The sequence below is a fragment of the Paenibacillus sp. FSL R7-0210 genome (assembly GCF_038009085.1).
Taxonomy (GTDB): Bacteria; Bacillota; Bacilli; order Paenibacillales; family Paenibacillaceae; genus Paenibacillus_AQ; species Paenibacillus_AQ silagei.
In genome coordinates this window covers 7609518-7625262 of sequence record NZ_JBBPAR010000001.1, presented here as the reverse complement: position 1 = coordinate 7625262, position 15745 = coordinate 7609518, and the positions used below count along the sequence as shown (strand labels likewise).

Below are 15745 nucleotides of genomic sequence, written 5' to 3'. Positions count from 1 at the left end.
AACACTCTGAAAATTCATGAAAGATCGCTTACTTATTGCAAAGCTTGCTAAACTGGCAATTTATTTCTTCCAGCCATCAGTGAGGCACCGGCAATACAAATAATAATCAGGAGCACTGCGGAGACAATCGGTGCCAAGCTCACTCCGGTGCCTCCATCTGCAAGCACACCGGCAGACATTCCCGGCAGAGAAGCAGGCATCCAGTTCAGCTTAACCGGCAACAGGCCATGGACGAGGCTCATGACCGCTGCCAGCAGGAGAGATAGACCGGCAGCAGCAGGCCCGCGCAGCCATGCACTGAAGAGCAGCGTAAGCGACACCGCACAGAGCAGCCACAGCGCATACAGTCCGGACGCTGCAATCACATCCCGCCAGGATAAAGCCCCCATAAGCTGTACTGTATAATAAGCCGCTCCCGCTGCCCCCAGCCCAATGGCAATAACCAGCACTGTGAAGTTCGCGGTCCATTTGGCTGCAACAACGGATATAGAGGAGACCGGCTTCGCCATTAACAGTTCAGAGGTACCGCTGCTGCGCTCACCTGCCAGGCTGTTCATCGTTCCCAGCACCAGAATCAGCATCCCAATTGTTCCATACTGGCCCAGGGCCTGAGCCATTACAGAAGACGCGGCCGGTCTCTCCATATTCTCCATCAATCCAGCCGGGACATTGGAAGAGAACGCCAGGATATCCGCCATATAAAAGCTGACCAGCGGCTGCATAATTCCCAGAACAATAAACACCACCGGAATCCAAATCAGCTTATAGCTGCGCACACTCTCCAGCATCTCCTTCAAATATAGAGCCCAAAGTCTCCTCATGTTCCCACCACCTTCATGAACAGGTCCTCCAGTGTCGATGAGCCTGCTTCAAATTGCAGCAGCGAAATATTCAGCTCCACAGCTTCCTGCAAGAGCGTCCGGCGGGCGAGTGCTACATCTGTGACGTTGAACACGGCCTTGCCATCCGAAATTAGCGCTTCTTCAATAAAATCCTTGTGTCTAAGCGCTTCAAGCCAGCGGATAGCCGAATCTTCTTTCCCTGTAGTGAGCCGGATTACCGGCAGACTGTACTCTGCGCGGAGACTGGACAAGGTTCCTTGAACGGCTATAGTCCCCTTGTTCATCAATACGACATCATCGCATATCTCTTCCGCATCATGCAGCACATGCGTGGAGAAAATAACAGTTGTCTCCTCCCGGATGTCCCTGAGCAGCTCCATGACTTCCCGGCGTCCGATAGGATCAAGCGCGGAGACAGGCTCATCCAGCAAAAGCAGGCGCGGTCGGTGTACCAGGGCCTGGCCCAGCCCGAGGCGCTGCTTCATTCCCCCGGAATAACCGCCAATCCGTCGCCGTGCCGCAGAGCCTAGTCCCACACGCTCCAGCACAGCGCCCGATGCCGCCGCAGCCTCCCGTGCATTCATGCCGCTCATCCTGGCGGCAAATAAGATGTATTCGTGACCGCTCATCCAGTTGTAAAAAGCCGGGGCTTGGGGGAGATAACCCAAATACTGACGGTAATCCGTCCCCGGAGAGCTCCCGCCAAAAGTGATCGATCCGGCAGACTGCGTCAGAAGACCGGCAAGCATACGCAGCGTTGTAGTCTTCCCGGCTCCATTGGGTCCGAGCAGCGCGACACAGCGTCCTGCTTCAATTCCAAAGCTGATGCCGTTCACCGAGGGATGCCCCTTAAAGCTCTTGTGAAGATCCTTGACCTCAAGCAGCGGCATCAGAATTCTTTCCTTCCCAGAGTGAAGTAAGCCACGCTGCCCAGCAGGTTGCCAAAAATCAAGAACAGAACCCACATCCATTTCGGTCCGCGTACTTGCTCTGTCTTGCTCAATGAAATCAGACCGATTATTGCCAGCACTACCTGCAGTGCAAGCAGCGGCCCAATCAATCCCCAATTCAAATCCTTCATAAAGGTATCCCCCTTATCTCCCAAACAATGGACTATTGTCTCAGCGGTTCCTTCCGGCCTTCCGTTTGCGCCTATCTGGAAGAACTACAAACAGCAGGTAACACACTGCCGGTGTCGGCACCCAGGTAAGCCCCCAGATCCCCCAGAACCAGGCCTTCCTCCCCTGACCTCTGTCCCTGGCATCGCGGAACAGCCAGGTTCCCTGCAGCAGCAGTACGGCTGCAATAAGCATCCAAAGCCAAATAGGTATCTCCTGCAGTTCCTTCACGCTTATGATTCCTCCCGCCCGTGTCTGATCCGCACTGCTCCCAAGCTGCCAAGTGCGCTCAGGATGAACACTGCCTGCAGACTCCAATACAGCACCGGCGCCGTACTTAGAATAGAAATCACTATGGTAACCAGCACAAGAGCCACTAGAATGAATAGCAGCAGTTCCTTACGGCGCCGCTTCCTCCGTCGGACAGCTTCCCCGGCAATTAGATGCTCCAGCTCCGGCAAGGAGGGTGGAGTAACATCGGCATACAGCATATCCAGGTGATCCAGCTCTGCGGACAGCTTACCCAGCAGCTCCTCGTCACTCTTAAACCTCATCCTCATTCAGCTCCTTTCGCAGTTGAACCAGTCCGGCAGCTACCCGTGATTTGACCGTTCCGGAAGGGATCTCCAGCATCTCCCCGATCTCATCGTAGCTGTATCCGTAATAATGCTTCAGCAGCACAGCCATTCTGTGCGCAGAGGATAGACGCGACAAGGCGTCGAGCACTTCACTCCACTCCATATTCCGGCTCTCAAAGCTCCAGCGTAAACTGCGGTTCCCCTGCTCTTGCATCTGCCCTTCCCGCCACTGTGCCTCCCGGCTCCAGCGCCGCTTACGGTCAATGTACAACCGGCTGCCAATGGTAATCAGCCAAGAAGAGAATGCCGAGGTCCCATTATAAGTCCCGATCTTCTCCATGCATCTGACCATTGTGTCCTGAGCAATCTCTTCCGCAAGCAAAGGGTCAAGTGTCGCTTTGATCAGATACTTGTACAGGAAGGGATAATGCTCCCGCAGCAGCACGGCCAGTGCAGCAGCGTCACCCTGCTGTGCCTGACTGATGATCTCCAGCGTCCTGTCGCCCATAGCCCCTCCCCTTATCTCTTCTGTCACACCTGTAATACGTCTATGTAATAGTTATCGTTCATTCCGAGTCAGAATTATTCTGCAGCTCCCACAGTCTGCGTCTCCATGGCTGAATAGCCCCCTTGCCTCCGGGAAAGCTCCAGAACAGCGTATACTTAGTATCACTCTTCCCGGCCAGATCATTCACTTCATTCCGCTCCGCTATCAATGAATCTTTCGCTTCTAATTCCCCGTAATCCAACTGGCAATGCATATTATCCTTCATTCTGCTTCCCCCAATAAAATTCATCTCTATAGGCAAAAAAAAGAACGCAAACCGGGATTATTCCACAGTCTGCGTGCTTCGCGAGGTAAATGTTACATTTAATTAACCATATTGTAACAATCTGGCCCCGGCTTGTCTACCTCTAATTTCCCGGTTTGTGTCAAATCCGGCCAAAAGATGTCGTTACACGGCAAACGGAAACGGCTTTGGCGTCCTCTTACATCGGGACATAAGGGTTGTGAAGCTTTTCATAGCCGATTGAGGTTCGCGGACCATGTCCGGGAAACACTCTCACTTCCTCATCCAGCCGGTAGAGCTTGCCGCGGATCGAGTCAATCAGATCCCGTTCTCTGCCGCCCGGAAGATCGGTACGTCCCACTCCCATTTTGAACAAGACATCACCGGCGAACAAATCATTCCCGCACAGGAAGCTGACGCTTCCCGGTGAATGTCCCGGCGTATGCAGCACCCGGAAAGAAAGGCCTAGCAGCTTCAGAATCTGGCCTCCCGCCAGATCGTATTCTGCCGGATCTGTGCTGACGGGAGGTGTGGTATCAGGCCACATCAAGGAGCCGTTCAGCTTCGGGCTGCCCAGCCACTCACTCTCCAGCGGATGGATATAGACCGGGCACTTCTTCGCTTTGCGGACCTCGTCCAGCCCGGCAATATGGTCGAAATGGGCATGCGTCAGCAGAATCGCTTCAATCTCCATTCCCTCAGCGCCGCGGAGCAGACCCGCAGGATTAGCACCCGGATCAATGATGACACCGCGCTTAGGGTCTGCCCCCGTCAGAAGGTAGGCATTGGTCTGGAGTGCCCCCAGATTATAAGAACGAATATTAAGCATCGGCATTAGAATCCGGAGATCAGACTGCGCAGCTCTTTGGCGATAACTGCGTGTGATTCCGTTCCTTCTCCGTAGGCTTGCCCCATTGCTTTGCGCACTTCGGTAATTTTGCTGTCATAGTCCGCTGCTTCGCGGTCCGGGTTCTCCCGTTTGAATTCTCTCATCAGGGTCTGGACATGCTCCGGACGCGGTCCCCACTGCCCCAGTACATAACCTCCGGTGTCCGCAAAAATCACGATGGGAACGGAACGGCCGCCCATGGTCAGGAAGTTGTCCATCAGGTCCTGGTTCTCTTCGAGAATCAGCACTTCCGTCTTGATACCCGCAGTCTCCAGAATTCGGAAGACCACCGGGACATTGCGGACCACATCTCCGCACCAGTCCGCAGCCAGAATCAGCACACGCAGATCATCACGGTGATTCAGGCTCTCAAAATATTCGCGGTCACTCTCGTCTTCCCAGGTGAACTTCTCGTACCAGGATTCAAAAGCCTGCTGGTTCTTCGTCATGGCTTCCACGAACTGGCGCGGAGTCAGGCCTTGGCCAAATTTGGATGCAACATTCTGCTTCATACTGCACTACCCTTCTTTTTGGATTTGTACCACTTGAACAGGAAATACAGAATAATTACCGCAATAGCGCCAAGAAGAATCTCATGAGTGTACTTGGCTGCGACCTCATCAATGGTCTCCCACTTGTCTCCAAGCGTATACCCCAGATAGACAAACAACGCGCTCCATGGAATGACTGCAAGGGTTGTCAGCAAAGTGAATTTGCCCAGCGGCATGCGGGAAATACCGGCCGGGACCGATATGGCATGGCGGACAACCGGGATAAAGCGGGCGGTGAAAATCACACCGGTTCCATACTTTTGAAACCATTCTTCAGAGTGGTCAATATGCTTTTTGGAGATGAAAATGTACTTGCCGTACTTCTCCAGCACAGGCCTGCCGCCATAACGGCCAATCCAATAAACAAAGATCTGGGCGATCACTCCCCCGACGGTACCGAACAGCACGGCGCCAAAAAAGTTAATATCGCCTTGTGAGACCAAATAGCCGCCAAAAGCCAGGACAATCTCACTTGGAATGACTTCAATCATGAGCCCGATCATAATTCCAAAGTAGCCCAGAGACTGAATCCATTCAAACAAATGTGAAATGACATCAGATATAAAGTGCACTGCAGGTCTCCTCCCGTATGGCGTAATAGCCTGGTATTCTGCTGGCAGAACCCATCTGCTTAACCGCTCTATGTATCCAGCTTCTCCTAGCCTATTCTAGCATATGCAGGCTTACGACTTCTAGTTGAGGGAAATGAAGCGGAAGGATTCCTATGATTCAAGAGTGAAATCTGCAATTGACAAAGGCTGGAAACGGAACGAATCGTTCAAAGCGCTCGCAGACCCGACCCGAAGGCAAATTCTCCGGCTGCTGCGTGAAAAGGACCGGACGGCCGGGGAAATCGCCGATTTTTTTAATATGACGAAGCCCAGCATCTCTCACCACCTCAATGCGCTGAAGCACGCGGGGCTGGTGCAGGACGAACGTAACGGGCAATTTATCGTCTATTCGCTGGACTCCACGGTACTTGAAGAGGTGCTTGGCTGGTTTCTCGAATTGACGGGTACAGGCAAGGGCAGTACGGACAGCCAACCCGAAGAACATGCGGATGTTGGCTCAAAGGGTTCAGGACCCAAAAGGAAAAAGTAACCCGCACGCTATTAAACATACGGAGGATGAACATTGATGAAGAATTTCACATGGAAGTGGCAGGATACGCTTATTGTCATTCTCGGGTTCCTCTCACTGGGCTATGCGCTGGTGAATTACGGCAGGCTGCCGGATCTGCTTCCCGCCCAATTCAGTCTTACCGGCAAGGTCAACACTTACTGGAGCAAGGGTTCGGTTATTGCTTTGTTCTCTTTTATGGGATTGATTTTTCCTTTGGCGATACAGTTTATACGTAATATTGATCCCAAGGGAGAGAATTATATTAAGTTCCAGGGGGCTTACAAAATGGGCCGTCTCACCATTGCCGTCATATGTGATGCCGCCCTTGTGCTGTCGGTGAGCTACGGGCTGGATGAGCATTTCGCCGCCGCGAAGTGGGCTACTGTAAGTGTGGGACTGCTGCTGGCTGTAATCGGGAATTTTCTGCCGCAGATCAGGGATAATTATTTCACGGGAATCCGCACGCCCTGGACGCTGCATGACCCTGCCGTATGGCGGAGAACCCACCGCTTCTCCGGGAGGATGTGGGTGAGCGGCGGTCTGCTAATTGCGCTTGCGGCCTTCATGCCCGTTACGCTGTCGATCAGCATGATCATCACTGCTCTGGTAATCATGATTATTCTCCCTATTGTGTACTCATGGCTGATCTCACGGAGTGTTAAAGCCTGAGATTAGTCGGGAGGCAGGCTAATAAAAGAGATTCCAGTGATGGACAGTCTTAGGGTAAAGCTGCGGTCATTATGCTGATATGTTCACCCCAGCGGCTACCAAGCCCCGAATTCCACTCTGAGGTGCGTCTTATCTGTCGTTGGAGCTAAGCAGCGCCTGGGACTGTAAATGTGTTAACTGAAAGTAGATCCCTTCGCTCTGCGGAAGCAGGATGAAGTTGCGGTCATTGTGCTGCGGTCCTCTGTCCTGCTCCTTGGCGGTCAGCAGGCTGTACTGCCGCAGCAGCTCTAGTCCCGCCGCCGCGCTGTCCGCCGCTATACGTCTGTCTCCCTCTGCCAAGCTGCGTTCCCCCATCTCAAGCATTCCTTTTAAAGCAGCAAGCCTTCTGGCAGCATTAAAGTGATCCTTCTGTTGACTGCGGCGGACCCAGTATAGCGCTTCTCCAGGATCACTGCCCCGCAGAGAACTTGCCGCAAGCTCCCCGTGCAGGGCAACGTCCCCCGGAGAGAATGACAGGCTTCGCAGGAGCAGATCAACCCCCTGCTTCTGTGGAACCAGCCGCGATAATGCAACCGCAGTCTGCGGCTCTCTCGGGTTCCAGCTCAGTGATTGCTGCAGCAGCGTAATTCTTACGGCAGGATCACTCTCCCTGACCGCCTGCTTGAATAGGGCGGCCCCCTTCATGGCCTGGAAGGAAAGACTGCTGCATAGAAGGGTCAGCCCGCAGAGAACGGTTATGCCTGCGTATCTCCATAATCGGCGAAGCCGGTTCTTTCGCTGGTCAGCCGGCTTGCTGCGCCGCCAACGGGAGTCATGCAGAACTGTAGGGACAGCCGTCCTAGCGGTCCGGCTGTTTGCTTCGGCAATTGCCCAGGCGGGCAGCAGGAGCAGCAGCAACCAGACCAGTCCATAGCTCCAGTCGAAATCGGCTGCGCTATGCAGAATAATCACCAGCAGAGGCGGAAGCAGCCTTGGTGACGCCTTGAATACCAGCCATCCTGCGGCCAGAAGCAGCAGGATGACCGCAGCCAGACCCGCCATCCCGAGGTTCAGCAGGATGTCGAGGTAACCGCTGTGCACCTGGCTGCCCACGTAAGGGCGGGACTGGGCGGCCAGGTACGTATGCCGCCAGGTCTCGCCCCCGCGCCCCAGCCAGGGCGCCTCTATCGCGAGCCGCCAGGCGTCGCGGTAGAACAGTCCGCGCGCGGCGGCCGTCGGTGACGGCCCGGTGATCCGCGCGCGTACCAGCAGCAGGACGGCGCTGGCCGCCGCCGTCCAGCCCGCCGCCGCCAGCGCCAGCAGGGCGGCGCGGTGCCCGCCCGCCGCACGGCAGCTGCGGCGGTGCAGCCATAGGCCGGCTAGCCACGCGCCGGCCCAAAGCCCGGCCAGCAGCAGCAGGCCGGGCAGGGGCTCTGCCGCCAGCCCGGAGCGGGCCAGCTGGCGGTAGAGCAGCGCCGCCGCGGCAACGGGGGCGGCGCCGGTGATTAGAAGCGGCACGAACAGTTGCCGCTTCAGGAGAAGGGCTGCGACACCGGCGGCAGCCGCAGCCAGCCATGCGCCGCGCGACTCGCTGAGCAGCAGCGCGGCGGCGTACGGGAAGAGCGGCAGCAGGCGCGCCGCTCTTAGCCAGTGCAAAGCGGACCAGGTTCCGGTCCGCTCCCAATTGATGCCTGCATCTCCTGTACCTACCTCACACGCTCCACTGTCACCCATACGCACCGCATTATTTCCCGCACCCGCGCCTTCTGTACCTACCTCACACGCTCCCCTGATAGCCGAACGCACCGCACTACTACCTGCATCTCCCTTATCTACTCCGGCTACAGCCGCGCCTCCAAACGCACCGTTCTTCTCCCCATCCGCTGCTTTCCCAGAATCTCCAGACCCGAAGCTATAAGCGGCAGCAAACAGCCGTTCCAGCAGATACACCGCCATCACCGCACCAAAGGCATTCGGATACTGAAGCAGCCCGGCCAGCCTGGCACCAGTGGCACTGACTCCCGGCGATTGGGTATACGCCACCGCATAAGGAATCGGCAGACCTCCGCAGACCGCCAAAAGGGCCGACAAACTAATAGTGATTCCAAGCAGATGCCACACTGCTGCAAGAAGAGTTACTCCCCGGCGGGTTCGCGCCGCCAGCAAAGCGAATGTCACAAAGCTAGTGTAGAAGCCTGAGCGCAGCATTTCATTCAGCGTTCCTTGCGCGGATACGGGACTGCCCAGTGCATGGATAGCATACAAGAAACAGAGGAGCACACAACTGCTAAGCAACCCCCATACAACCAGCCTGCTCCCGCTCTCGTTCCCTCTCCTCCTACTGCCCGCCAACTCCCGTGTATTCTCTCTGTGTTCAGACTGCTCCTCTACTTCCGCCCTAATCAAGGAACTGCCAGACCACTTCCGATCTTCCCAACGCAGCTTAAGCCTGGCCCCTCTACCAGTAGCCATATAGATAAGTGCCGATCCCAGCAACACTCCGCACATGCCAAACCACACCGTCAGGAACCCATACATCTCCCCGGTGAAAAAGAACCCTCTCAGCACACAGGCCGCCAACCCCGCTGCTATTAACGCCAGTCCGCAAACCAAAGTAACCAACCAATCACTTTGCCGTCCATACCTGTTCACCAGCATCCTAAATCTCCTATTGCTCATGATGCTTAACAGTCTGCCCATATTTACCGGAAAACAGAAGAGGCCACCGCTCCCCTCTAAGTAAGCTCGAACACGCAAATGAAGAGCACTTATGCACCTGATCTCACCAAACGCATCTCACACGCTCAAATGAGGAGCACTTATGCCAATGTCATTAAGATAAGTTCAAAGATAAGTTTGGAATTAATAAAGAGAATCCAAAACGGTATGGGGAAACGTCCTATGCCGTTTGTTTTTGGTGTAAGGAAGGAAAAAAGCGCATAGCAAACAAAGCGGATGGAAGATCCACTTAAAAAAATGTTCATGCGAACCGAATTATGCTACTCTGTAGACGAAGCTAATGGCGGATTTGCTACGTATTCTGCGTGTATTCCTTTGCCCAGGACGGGTGAGACGAATCGGCAAAATATTTTTGCGAATCAAAGCTTCCACATCAGGCGGGGGTCCATCGCCCTTGGAGCGCAGGAAATGTCTACAGACGTGAACGGCTACCGTGAAGTTGACTTGGTAGAGGTGCCGTTTATCCTTTTGGGAAATGACTACGTGCGAGGTAATCATTTCAGCGAAGTTGTAGAGGATCATTCTTGCGAATATCTCTTGGGTAATGGACTCTTGCTTTTTTGCGTGAAAATGGGTCAAACCAATGGTGTATTTCAAAGCCCGGAAAGAGGTCTCAATGCCCCATCGCAGATGATACAGATCCCGGAGTTCATCCGGTGAGAATTCAGCAGTAGACAGATTGGTAATGACGGTTTCATAATCGCCACTGGGCAGGAGGAAACGAACCACCCGAAAGGAAATGGGGTAAAACAAGTTCTCTTGCATGTCCAGAAAATCAAAGCTAGAGGTAGCCGGAAGAACTTTATAGATTTCGGGGCGATTCCTGAACTCTTTTGTTTGTTTTTTAGTCAGCGTCAGGTGAATCTCCTGATCAAACGCTCCGTCCAAGGTCAAGTGCAAACCCGAAAGAATACCATTCGAATGCAAATCCTTGACGCGTATGACGTAATTCCATCCTTTCCGTTCCAGATGTGCGAACGTATTATAGCTTTCAAATCCTCGATCCCCCGTCACAAGGACGTTACCCTGAATGGGGGAGCGATCCACCATTGTGGCCAGTGCCCTTCCTTCGTTGCGGAACTTTCGAGGTTGAACAATGGCATCCACATAAAGCCGGTTACAGAGGTCATAAGCAGCGTTCAAGTGCAGAAGGTTAAAGCCTTTCGAGTGGGGCTGACTTTGAGAATAGGTCAACGGGTCCGCAGGATCTGTTGCAATATGCAGATCGGAACCGTCAATGGCCAATAATCGATAGCCTCGATAATCCTTGAATTCCGTATGGGACGCGGTAAAGGTGTGAAACAAAGATTCGACCGCAGACGGCAAAATTTTATTTCTTTGCTGAACAAAAGCAGAAGAAGTTGCGGTGTTAACGTCATAGCCCTGCGATTCCAACAGTTCCTTATAGAGGCTATTGCCGCCCATAAAGATCAGGGTTTGCATAACCGTTTCAAAGGGTAGTTTTTTCGTTCGGGTAAAATCCTTTCCCGGGTTTCTGACGTAAGGCGCGGGGGCAGCCGCCATCTCTCGGATAAGAGAAGTCAGTCTGTCTTTCAGCGAATTTGCATAAGCATTCATTGGCGTAACCTCCTCGTTTTTTCAAGGGGCTTCGCCACACGTTTTCTACGGATTGTCAAGATTTTTTTTGTGCAAAAAAAGAGCAGGCTATCTTTTCGATAACCTGCCTTTTTCTTGTTTTGGCTCTATATCTTAACTTAATGACATTGGCACTTATGCACCTGATTTCACTAAACGCTGCTCACACGCTCAAATAAAGAGCACTTATGCACCTGATCACACTCAAACGCAGCTTACACGCTCAATTGAAGAGCACTTGTGCACCTCATTCCACCCAAAGTGGCCCTCCGCCAATTCAGGAACACTATTGTCTCTCAAAAGCTCTCTATAGCCATCATCCTGCCTACTCACCTTCGCGTCAGCACAAATTGTGTTCGGTTTTTCACATACAGCCCCGAACCCGCAAAAAAACAGCCGCCCCCATCAGGAAGCGGCCGGTCTGTCATACCCTAAACTATTCAACACATGAATTAAACTTCCGTACTGCCGGTGGGCAGCAGGTCGGAGCAGACGCGTTCCAGGTAAGGCTTGGCACCGAGGAAATCGCGGAATGCGGTGTATTCACGCCATTTGGCAGCCCGGTCACCGCTGTCGCTGCGGACGGCGCGGATCAGGATGTTCTTCGGGGTGTGCTCCATATCGATGAATTCCAGCAGTTGGCTGCGGTAGCCCATCAGGTCCAGCAGCTTCGCCCGGATTGCATCGGTGGCGAGCGCCGAGAACCGCTCCTTCAGGATGCCGTGTGACAGCAGCGGATTCAGCACCTCGCTCTCGACCTGCGCGAACAGCTCATGCTGGCAGCAGGGCACCGAGAGGATCACCGATGCGCCCCAGCGTACAGCCTTCTCCAGTGCAGCATCGGTGGCGGTGTCACAAGCATGCAGCGTGACCACCATGTCCACCTGATCCAGCTCATTATAGTCCGCGATATCGCCCACCAGGAACTTCAGCCGGTCATAACCCAGCCTGGCAGCCAGCGCACCGCAATGCGCAATGACATCCGCCTTAAGGTCAAGACCGACAATATTCAGCTCCCGCTGCTCGCGGACGGCGAGGTAATGATACAGCGCGAAGGTCAAATAAGACTTGCCGCAGCCAAAATCCACAATCGTCAGCGGCCGGCCTGCCGGCAGATCGCCCAGCACATCCTGAACCATCTCCAGGAACCGGTTGATCTGGCGGAACTTATCATATTTCTTGGCCAGCACCTTGCCTTCGCTGTTCATAATGCCAAGCTCGACCAGGAACGGCACCGGCTCCCCCTCATCCAGCACATACTGCTTCCGGCGGTTATGGGCCAGATCCGGCGCTTCCTGCTTGCTGGCTGATTTGGTCAGAATCGATACCTTGTATTTCTTGCTGATCAGCACCTGATAGTCGGCACCGGCCGTACACAGCAGACCTTGGCGGAAGGTGTCCCTCAGCAAAGAGAGCATCTCTTCAGCGGCATCCTCTGCCGGAATGTTACGGTGCTCCACCTTAGGGCCGATATAATAGGCAAACTGATAATGCAGCTTCCCTTTTAGCTCAACAGGCTTAACCTGTACTTTATTGTAGGCGGCATCGCCCTTGCTGCGCAGCTGGCTTAGTGTAGCCGTAATCAGAGTGCGGCCGGTTATCACTTGCTCGATCAATTCCTTCAACGCTTCCAAATGGGTACATCTCACTTTCGGGTATATAAAATAGAGCACGTTGTCTCCTGAATATCGTTATATTATAGCATTAACCGTGAGCTTGCTCCATTCTTCCCTGCCCTGCTGCACTTCCTCCAGAGGAAGACTGCCCTGGGCTAACTGCTCCGGACTCAAGAGCAGCAGCCGTCCGTACAACTCCCTGCCTTCCTCGGCTACATTCTCCCCCTGCTCCCAGAGCCGGTAGAGACTGTTCTCCGCCTTGGCGTAGTGCCCCTGAGATTCGTGGTACGCCATCAAGAGGCGTTCAGTCTTGGCGGGAAGGCGGTACGGCTCCACTTCTTCCAGCAGCTCATTTATCTCTTCCGTCATGTTCAGCAGTTCCCGGTCCGCGCCATGAAGATCGGCATAGATGAATAAATGCAGGGAACGCATCGCCCTGAACAGGGCCGCATCCCGGTCTCCTTTGGCCGCGTAAATCCCGCCTTCCTCCTTCAGCAGCCGGGCTACTCCTTGCAGCTTGTCGGCCTCAAGCACCCCTCCAAGACGAAACATATCAATAATATCCTCTACGGACAACGAATTAAGCAGACGCGAATTCAGGCGAAAATGCCGCATCAGCAGCTCATCCACTTCCCACAGGGCTTCCGTTGTTTTTTTATCCTGCTTCAGGGTCATTACTTTGGCGACCATAGCTGTCATATCCTCAATCATCCGTACAATATAATCCCTCCGGAACATACCGAGCTCCTTTCGTTACGCAGTTGCTTCTCTTCTGTATCCTCTGCTTGCTGTTGGACTCATCGTGAACTACCATCCACCTAAGAGGTGGCGGCTTCTTGGTCAATGAAGCTACTGCTCCAAGTTTACCCAAGCTCAAAGGCTAGTCCCTAGCCCAATCATTGCCATATCACATGGCTAGTTTCAGTAGGTTTTGAGCAGCGTTTACATCGCGATCATGATGCACGTTACATTCTGGACAAGTCCACTCTCGCAAGGCGAGATTCTTCACCTCTGCGTTCTTATAACCGCAACAGGAGCAAAGCTGACTGCTTGCATAGTGCTTAGGGGCAATAATAAGTTCTCTGCCATACCATTGTGCCTTATATTCAAGCATCGAACGGAACATACTCCAAGATACCTCGCTAATCGCTTTTGCAAGTTTGTGATTCTGCATCATATTCTTTACACGTAAGTCTTCCATCACGATAACTTGGTTTTCGTTTATCATTTTGGCAGACGTTTTATGCAAGAAGTCTTTACGCTGATTCGCTATTTTTTCATGTAGCTTGGCAGCTTTCAGCCTAGCCTTATGACGGTTATGGCTTCCCTTCTTCTTCCGCGATACATCCTTTTGCAGCTTCGCTAATCGCTTTTCAGACGTACGCAAGTATTTAGGATTGGATATGATTTCGCCATTTGAAGTCATAGCAAAGTCTTTCAGCCCAAGATCAACGCCAATCTTCGTATGCATTTTGGGCAACTGGACGATATCCGTTTCAACCAATACGGAAGCATAATACTTTCCCGTTGGTGTTTTTGAAATCGTGCATGATTTGATCAGCCCCACGAATGGGCGGTGCAGCTTGATTTTGATGCTAGTTTTTAGCTTTGGAATCTTGAGATATCCATCCTTTATAGCCACTGTTCCATTTTGGTTATTCGTTGTGAAGCTATGATTATTCGTCTTCTTGCTCTTGAATTTAGGAAATCCCGTTTTCTTATCCCGAAAAAAATTCTTATAAGCCTTGTCTAAATTCAGTTGTGCATTCGCTAAGGCAAGGCTATCGACTTCTTTCAGCCAGTCGAATTCCTTTTTGTATTGTGCGGGTGTATTCCTCAGCATCGTTTCCGTTTGCTTGTAATGTTCAATTTTATCTGCAAGCATTCTGTTGTAGATGAAGCGAACGCATCCGAACACTTTAGCGAAGTAGTGTTGTTGCCCATGGCTTGGATAGATACGGTATTTGTAGGCTTTCAGCAATGGCGATCACCCTTTCCCCCCTTGGGTTTCGATGTATTTTTGAATGACGTCTATTGGCGCTTCACCCGTGGTAAGCAAGCAATAAGAGCGTGACCAAAAGGCCTCTTTCCAAAGTGATGTTCGGAGGGTAGGAAACTCCTTCTTGATCAGCCTAGATGATGCACTTTTATAAGCGTTGAGAAATTTAGAAATGTCGGTATTAGGATGAGCTTTCATTAGGATATGAACGTGATCCCTGTCATGATTCCATTCCTGCAAAGTCACATTGTAAGTAGGCTGAATGGATGCAAATATCTCTTTCAGACGTTCGGATATGGGATCTGTAATGACTTTCCTACGATACTTGATGACTAGAATAAGGTGAAAGTGAAGGGAGAACACTGAATGGTTATTCGAGTCTAATTTCATTAACTTCACTGACCTTTCCAAGATACGACTGAATACTTTAATTATAGCATCTTAGGCGGTTAGAATCCATGTAGATTAGACCGTTTCCATTCATCCCCCACTTAAAGAAGATGGGAGAATTCTGTCAACTGAGGGTTAAACCATTCGTCTCTCCGGCGCCACTGTGCGGAGTTAAGTCTTGACCATACTATAATGATCAACTATAATTCAGTTAATCGATCTGTATTCCAGATTGAACTATTTAGCAGATTGGAATTGGATACAGACTGTATACATGTTAAAACGGACCCTACATAGGAGGTTTATTAATGACCAAGCCAACCGGCAACACGCAAGACTCCATCACAGCAGCCGTTTCAGGTCAACCGGATCTGCAGTCAAGCAACCGGATTTTAAACGTTACGCCGGAACAGGATAAGCTGCTGGAGAGCGCCTTACGGATTAAGATTATGCACACGCTGTCGGCAGAGCCGCTTACATCCAAGCAGGTTGCGGAGAAGCTGAACAAGACTCCGGGTAATATTCACTACCATATCGTCAAGCTCTATGAGGGCGGTCTGCTGGAGCTTGTCCGTACAGAAGCCGCAGGAGGAATCATCCAGAAATTTTACCGTTCCAAAGGTACGGTGTTCCACTCGGAGGCGCTTCGCAGCCTTCACTTCCGCGAAGAAGACCAGACCCGGCATTTCAATACCAGACTTACTCTCTCTCCTCAGGAGCTTGCGGAATTCCACCAGGAGCTGCTGGAGCTGATTACCGCCTGGGAGTCCAAGGTAACGGAAGGTGACGAATACGGTGTGGAAGTGATGCTGGGCCGTCTGCAGTCTTCCGATGCTGCTGCGCAGCCGGAAGAGGAGGCACATTAA

The 15745-nt window shown here is 52.5% G+C and carries 19 protein-coding genes; 3 read left to right on the top strand and 16 right to left on the bottom strand.

The genetic code is table 11. The annotated features are described in order from the left end of the window. Positions 1-47 precede the first annotated feature (47 nt). From MKY64_RS32700 to MKY64_RS32655, 10 genes are all read right to left on the bottom strand, one after another. The gene (locus tag MKY64_RS32700) at positions 48-821 is read right to left on the bottom strand and encodes an ABC transporter permease subunit (RefSeq protein WP_209879996.1); all 774 of its coding nucleotides are present in this window, start codon (positions 819-821) and stop codon (positions 48-50) included. Beyond that, on the bottom strand, positions 818-1732 hold the full coding sequence (locus MKY64_RS32695; RefSeq protein ID WP_340957967.1) for an ABC transporter ATP-binding protein: 915 nt from the start codon (positions 1730-1732) through the stop codon (positions 818-820). The genes MKY64_RS32700 and MKY64_RS32695 overlap by 4 nt, the downstream gene beginning before the upstream one ends. Beyond that, on the bottom strand, positions 1732-1923 hold the full coding sequence (locus MKY64_RS32690; RefSeq protein ID WP_036726214.1) for a PLD nuclease N-terminal domain-containing protein: 192 nt from the start codon (positions 1921-1923) through the stop codon (positions 1732-1734). Before MKY64_RS32690 ends, MKY64_RS32695 begins: the two co-directional genes overlap by 1 nt. 40 nt (positions 1924-1963) lie before the next feature. After that, positions 1964-2191, bottom strand: a complete 228-nt coding sequence (locus tag MKY64_RS32685) for a hypothetical protein (protein ID WP_036726215.1) — start codon at positions 2189-2191, stop codon at positions 1964-1966. 2 nt (positions 2192-2193) lie between these two features. Further along, positions 2194-2514, bottom strand: coding sequence for a YxlC family protein (locus MKY64_RS32680; RefSeq protein ID WP_036726216.1), 321 nt, complete (start codon positions 2512-2514; stop codon positions 2194-2196). Then, positions 2504-3046, bottom strand: a complete 543-nt coding sequence (gene sigY, locus MKY64_RS32675) for an RNA polymerase sigma factor SigY (RefSeq protein WP_036726217.1) — start codon at positions 3044-3046, stop codon at positions 2504-2506. The genes MKY64_RS32680 and sigY overlap by 11 nt, the downstream gene beginning before the upstream one ends. 58 nt (positions 3047-3104) lie before the next feature. Beyond that, a complete protein-coding gene (locus MKY64_RS32670) occupies positions 3105-3311 on the bottom strand; it encodes a hypothetical protein (RefSeq protein WP_036726218.1) in 207 nt (68 codons plus the stop codon). Positions 3312-3528: 217 nt separating this feature from the next. Beyond that, on the bottom strand, positions 3529-4158 hold the full coding sequence (locus tag MKY64_RS32665; protein ID WP_340957965.1) for an MBL fold metallo-hydrolase: 630 nt from the start codon (positions 4156-4158) through the stop codon (positions 3529-3531). 5 nt (positions 4159-4163) lie between these two features. Then, complete coding sequence (locus MKY64_RS32660; protein WP_036726219.1) at positions 4164-4730, bottom strand: thioredoxin family protein; 567 nt, start codon at positions 4728-4730, stop codon at positions 4164-4166. Next, the gene (locus MKY64_RS32655; protein ID WP_036726220.1) at positions 4727-5341 is read right to left on the bottom strand and encodes a DedA family protein; all 615 of its coding nucleotides are present in this window, start codon (positions 5339-5341) and stop codon (positions 4727-4729) included. The genes MKY64_RS32660 and MKY64_RS32655 overlap by 4 nt, the downstream gene beginning before the upstream one ends. 175 nt (positions 5342-5516) lie before the next feature. On the opposite strand from MKY64_RS32655, the gene MKY64_RS32650 reads away from it, so the two are divergent. Together MKY64_RS32650 and MKY64_RS32645 are read left to right on the top strand one after the other, a co-directional pair. After that, a complete protein-coding gene (locus MKY64_RS32650) occupies positions 5517-5870 on the top strand; it encodes an autorepressor SdpR family transcription factor (RefSeq protein ID WP_340958229.1) in 354 nt (117 codons plus the stop codon). Between the two features lie 36 nt (positions 5871-5906). Further along, on the top strand, positions 5907-6560 hold the full coding sequence (locus MKY64_RS32645) for an SdpI family protein (protein WP_340957964.1): 654 nt from the start codon (positions 5907-5909) through the stop codon (positions 6558-6560). Between the two features lie 129 nt (positions 6561-6689). On the opposite strand, the gene MKY64_RS32640 is transcribed toward MKY64_RS32645, so the two are convergent. The 6 genes from MKY64_RS32640 to tnpA all read right to left on the bottom strand — a co-directional run bounded on the left by MKY64_RS32640 (position 6690) and on the right by tnpA (position 14879). Beyond that, positions 6690-9197 carry an O-antigen ligase family protein gene (locus MKY64_RS32640; RefSeq protein WP_340957962.1) on the bottom strand — a complete coding sequence of 836 codons (2508 nt, stop codon included), beginning with the start codon at positions 9195-9197 and terminating at the stop codon, positions 6690-6692. A 336-nt stretch (positions 9198-9533) separates the two neighbouring features. Next, complete coding sequence (locus tag MKY64_RS32635) at positions 9534-10856, bottom strand: IS4 family transposase (RefSeq protein ID WP_339249709.1); 1323 nt, start codon at positions 10854-10856, stop codon at positions 9534-9536. Between the two features lie 470 nt (positions 10857-11326). After that, a complete protein-coding gene (locus tag MKY64_RS32630) occupies positions 11327-12508 on the bottom strand; it encodes a class I SAM-dependent methyltransferase (RefSeq protein WP_340957961.1) in 1182 nt (393 codons plus the stop codon). 57 nt (positions 12509-12565) lie between these two features. Then, positions 12566-13228 carry a DUF6483 family protein gene (locus MKY64_RS32625; RefSeq protein WP_340957960.1) on the bottom strand — a complete coding sequence of 221 codons (663 nt, stop codon included), beginning with the start codon at positions 13226-13228 and terminating at the stop codon, positions 12566-12568. Between the two features lie 169 nt (positions 13229-13397). Beyond that, the gene (gene tnpB / locus MKY64_RS32620) at positions 13398-14471 is read right to left on the bottom strand and encodes an IS200/IS605 family element RNA-guided endonuclease TnpB (RefSeq protein ID WP_340957959.1); all 1074 of its coding nucleotides are present in this window, start codon (positions 14469-14471) and stop codon (positions 13398-13400) included. A gap of 6 nt (positions 14472-14477) precedes the next feature. Beyond that, positions 14478-14879, bottom strand: coding sequence for an IS200/IS605 family transposase (gene tnpA / locus MKY64_RS32615; protein ID WP_339251289.1), 402 nt, complete (start codon positions 14877-14879; stop codon positions 14478-14480). Between the two features lie 308 nt (positions 14880-15187). On the opposite strand from tnpA, the gene MKY64_RS32610 reads away from it, so the two are divergent. Then, positions 15188-15745 (top strand): ArsR/SmtB family transcription factor, encoded by a 558-nt coding sequence (locus tag MKY64_RS32610; RefSeq protein ID WP_209876830.1) that lies wholly within the window; start codon positions 15188-15190, stop codon positions 15743-15745.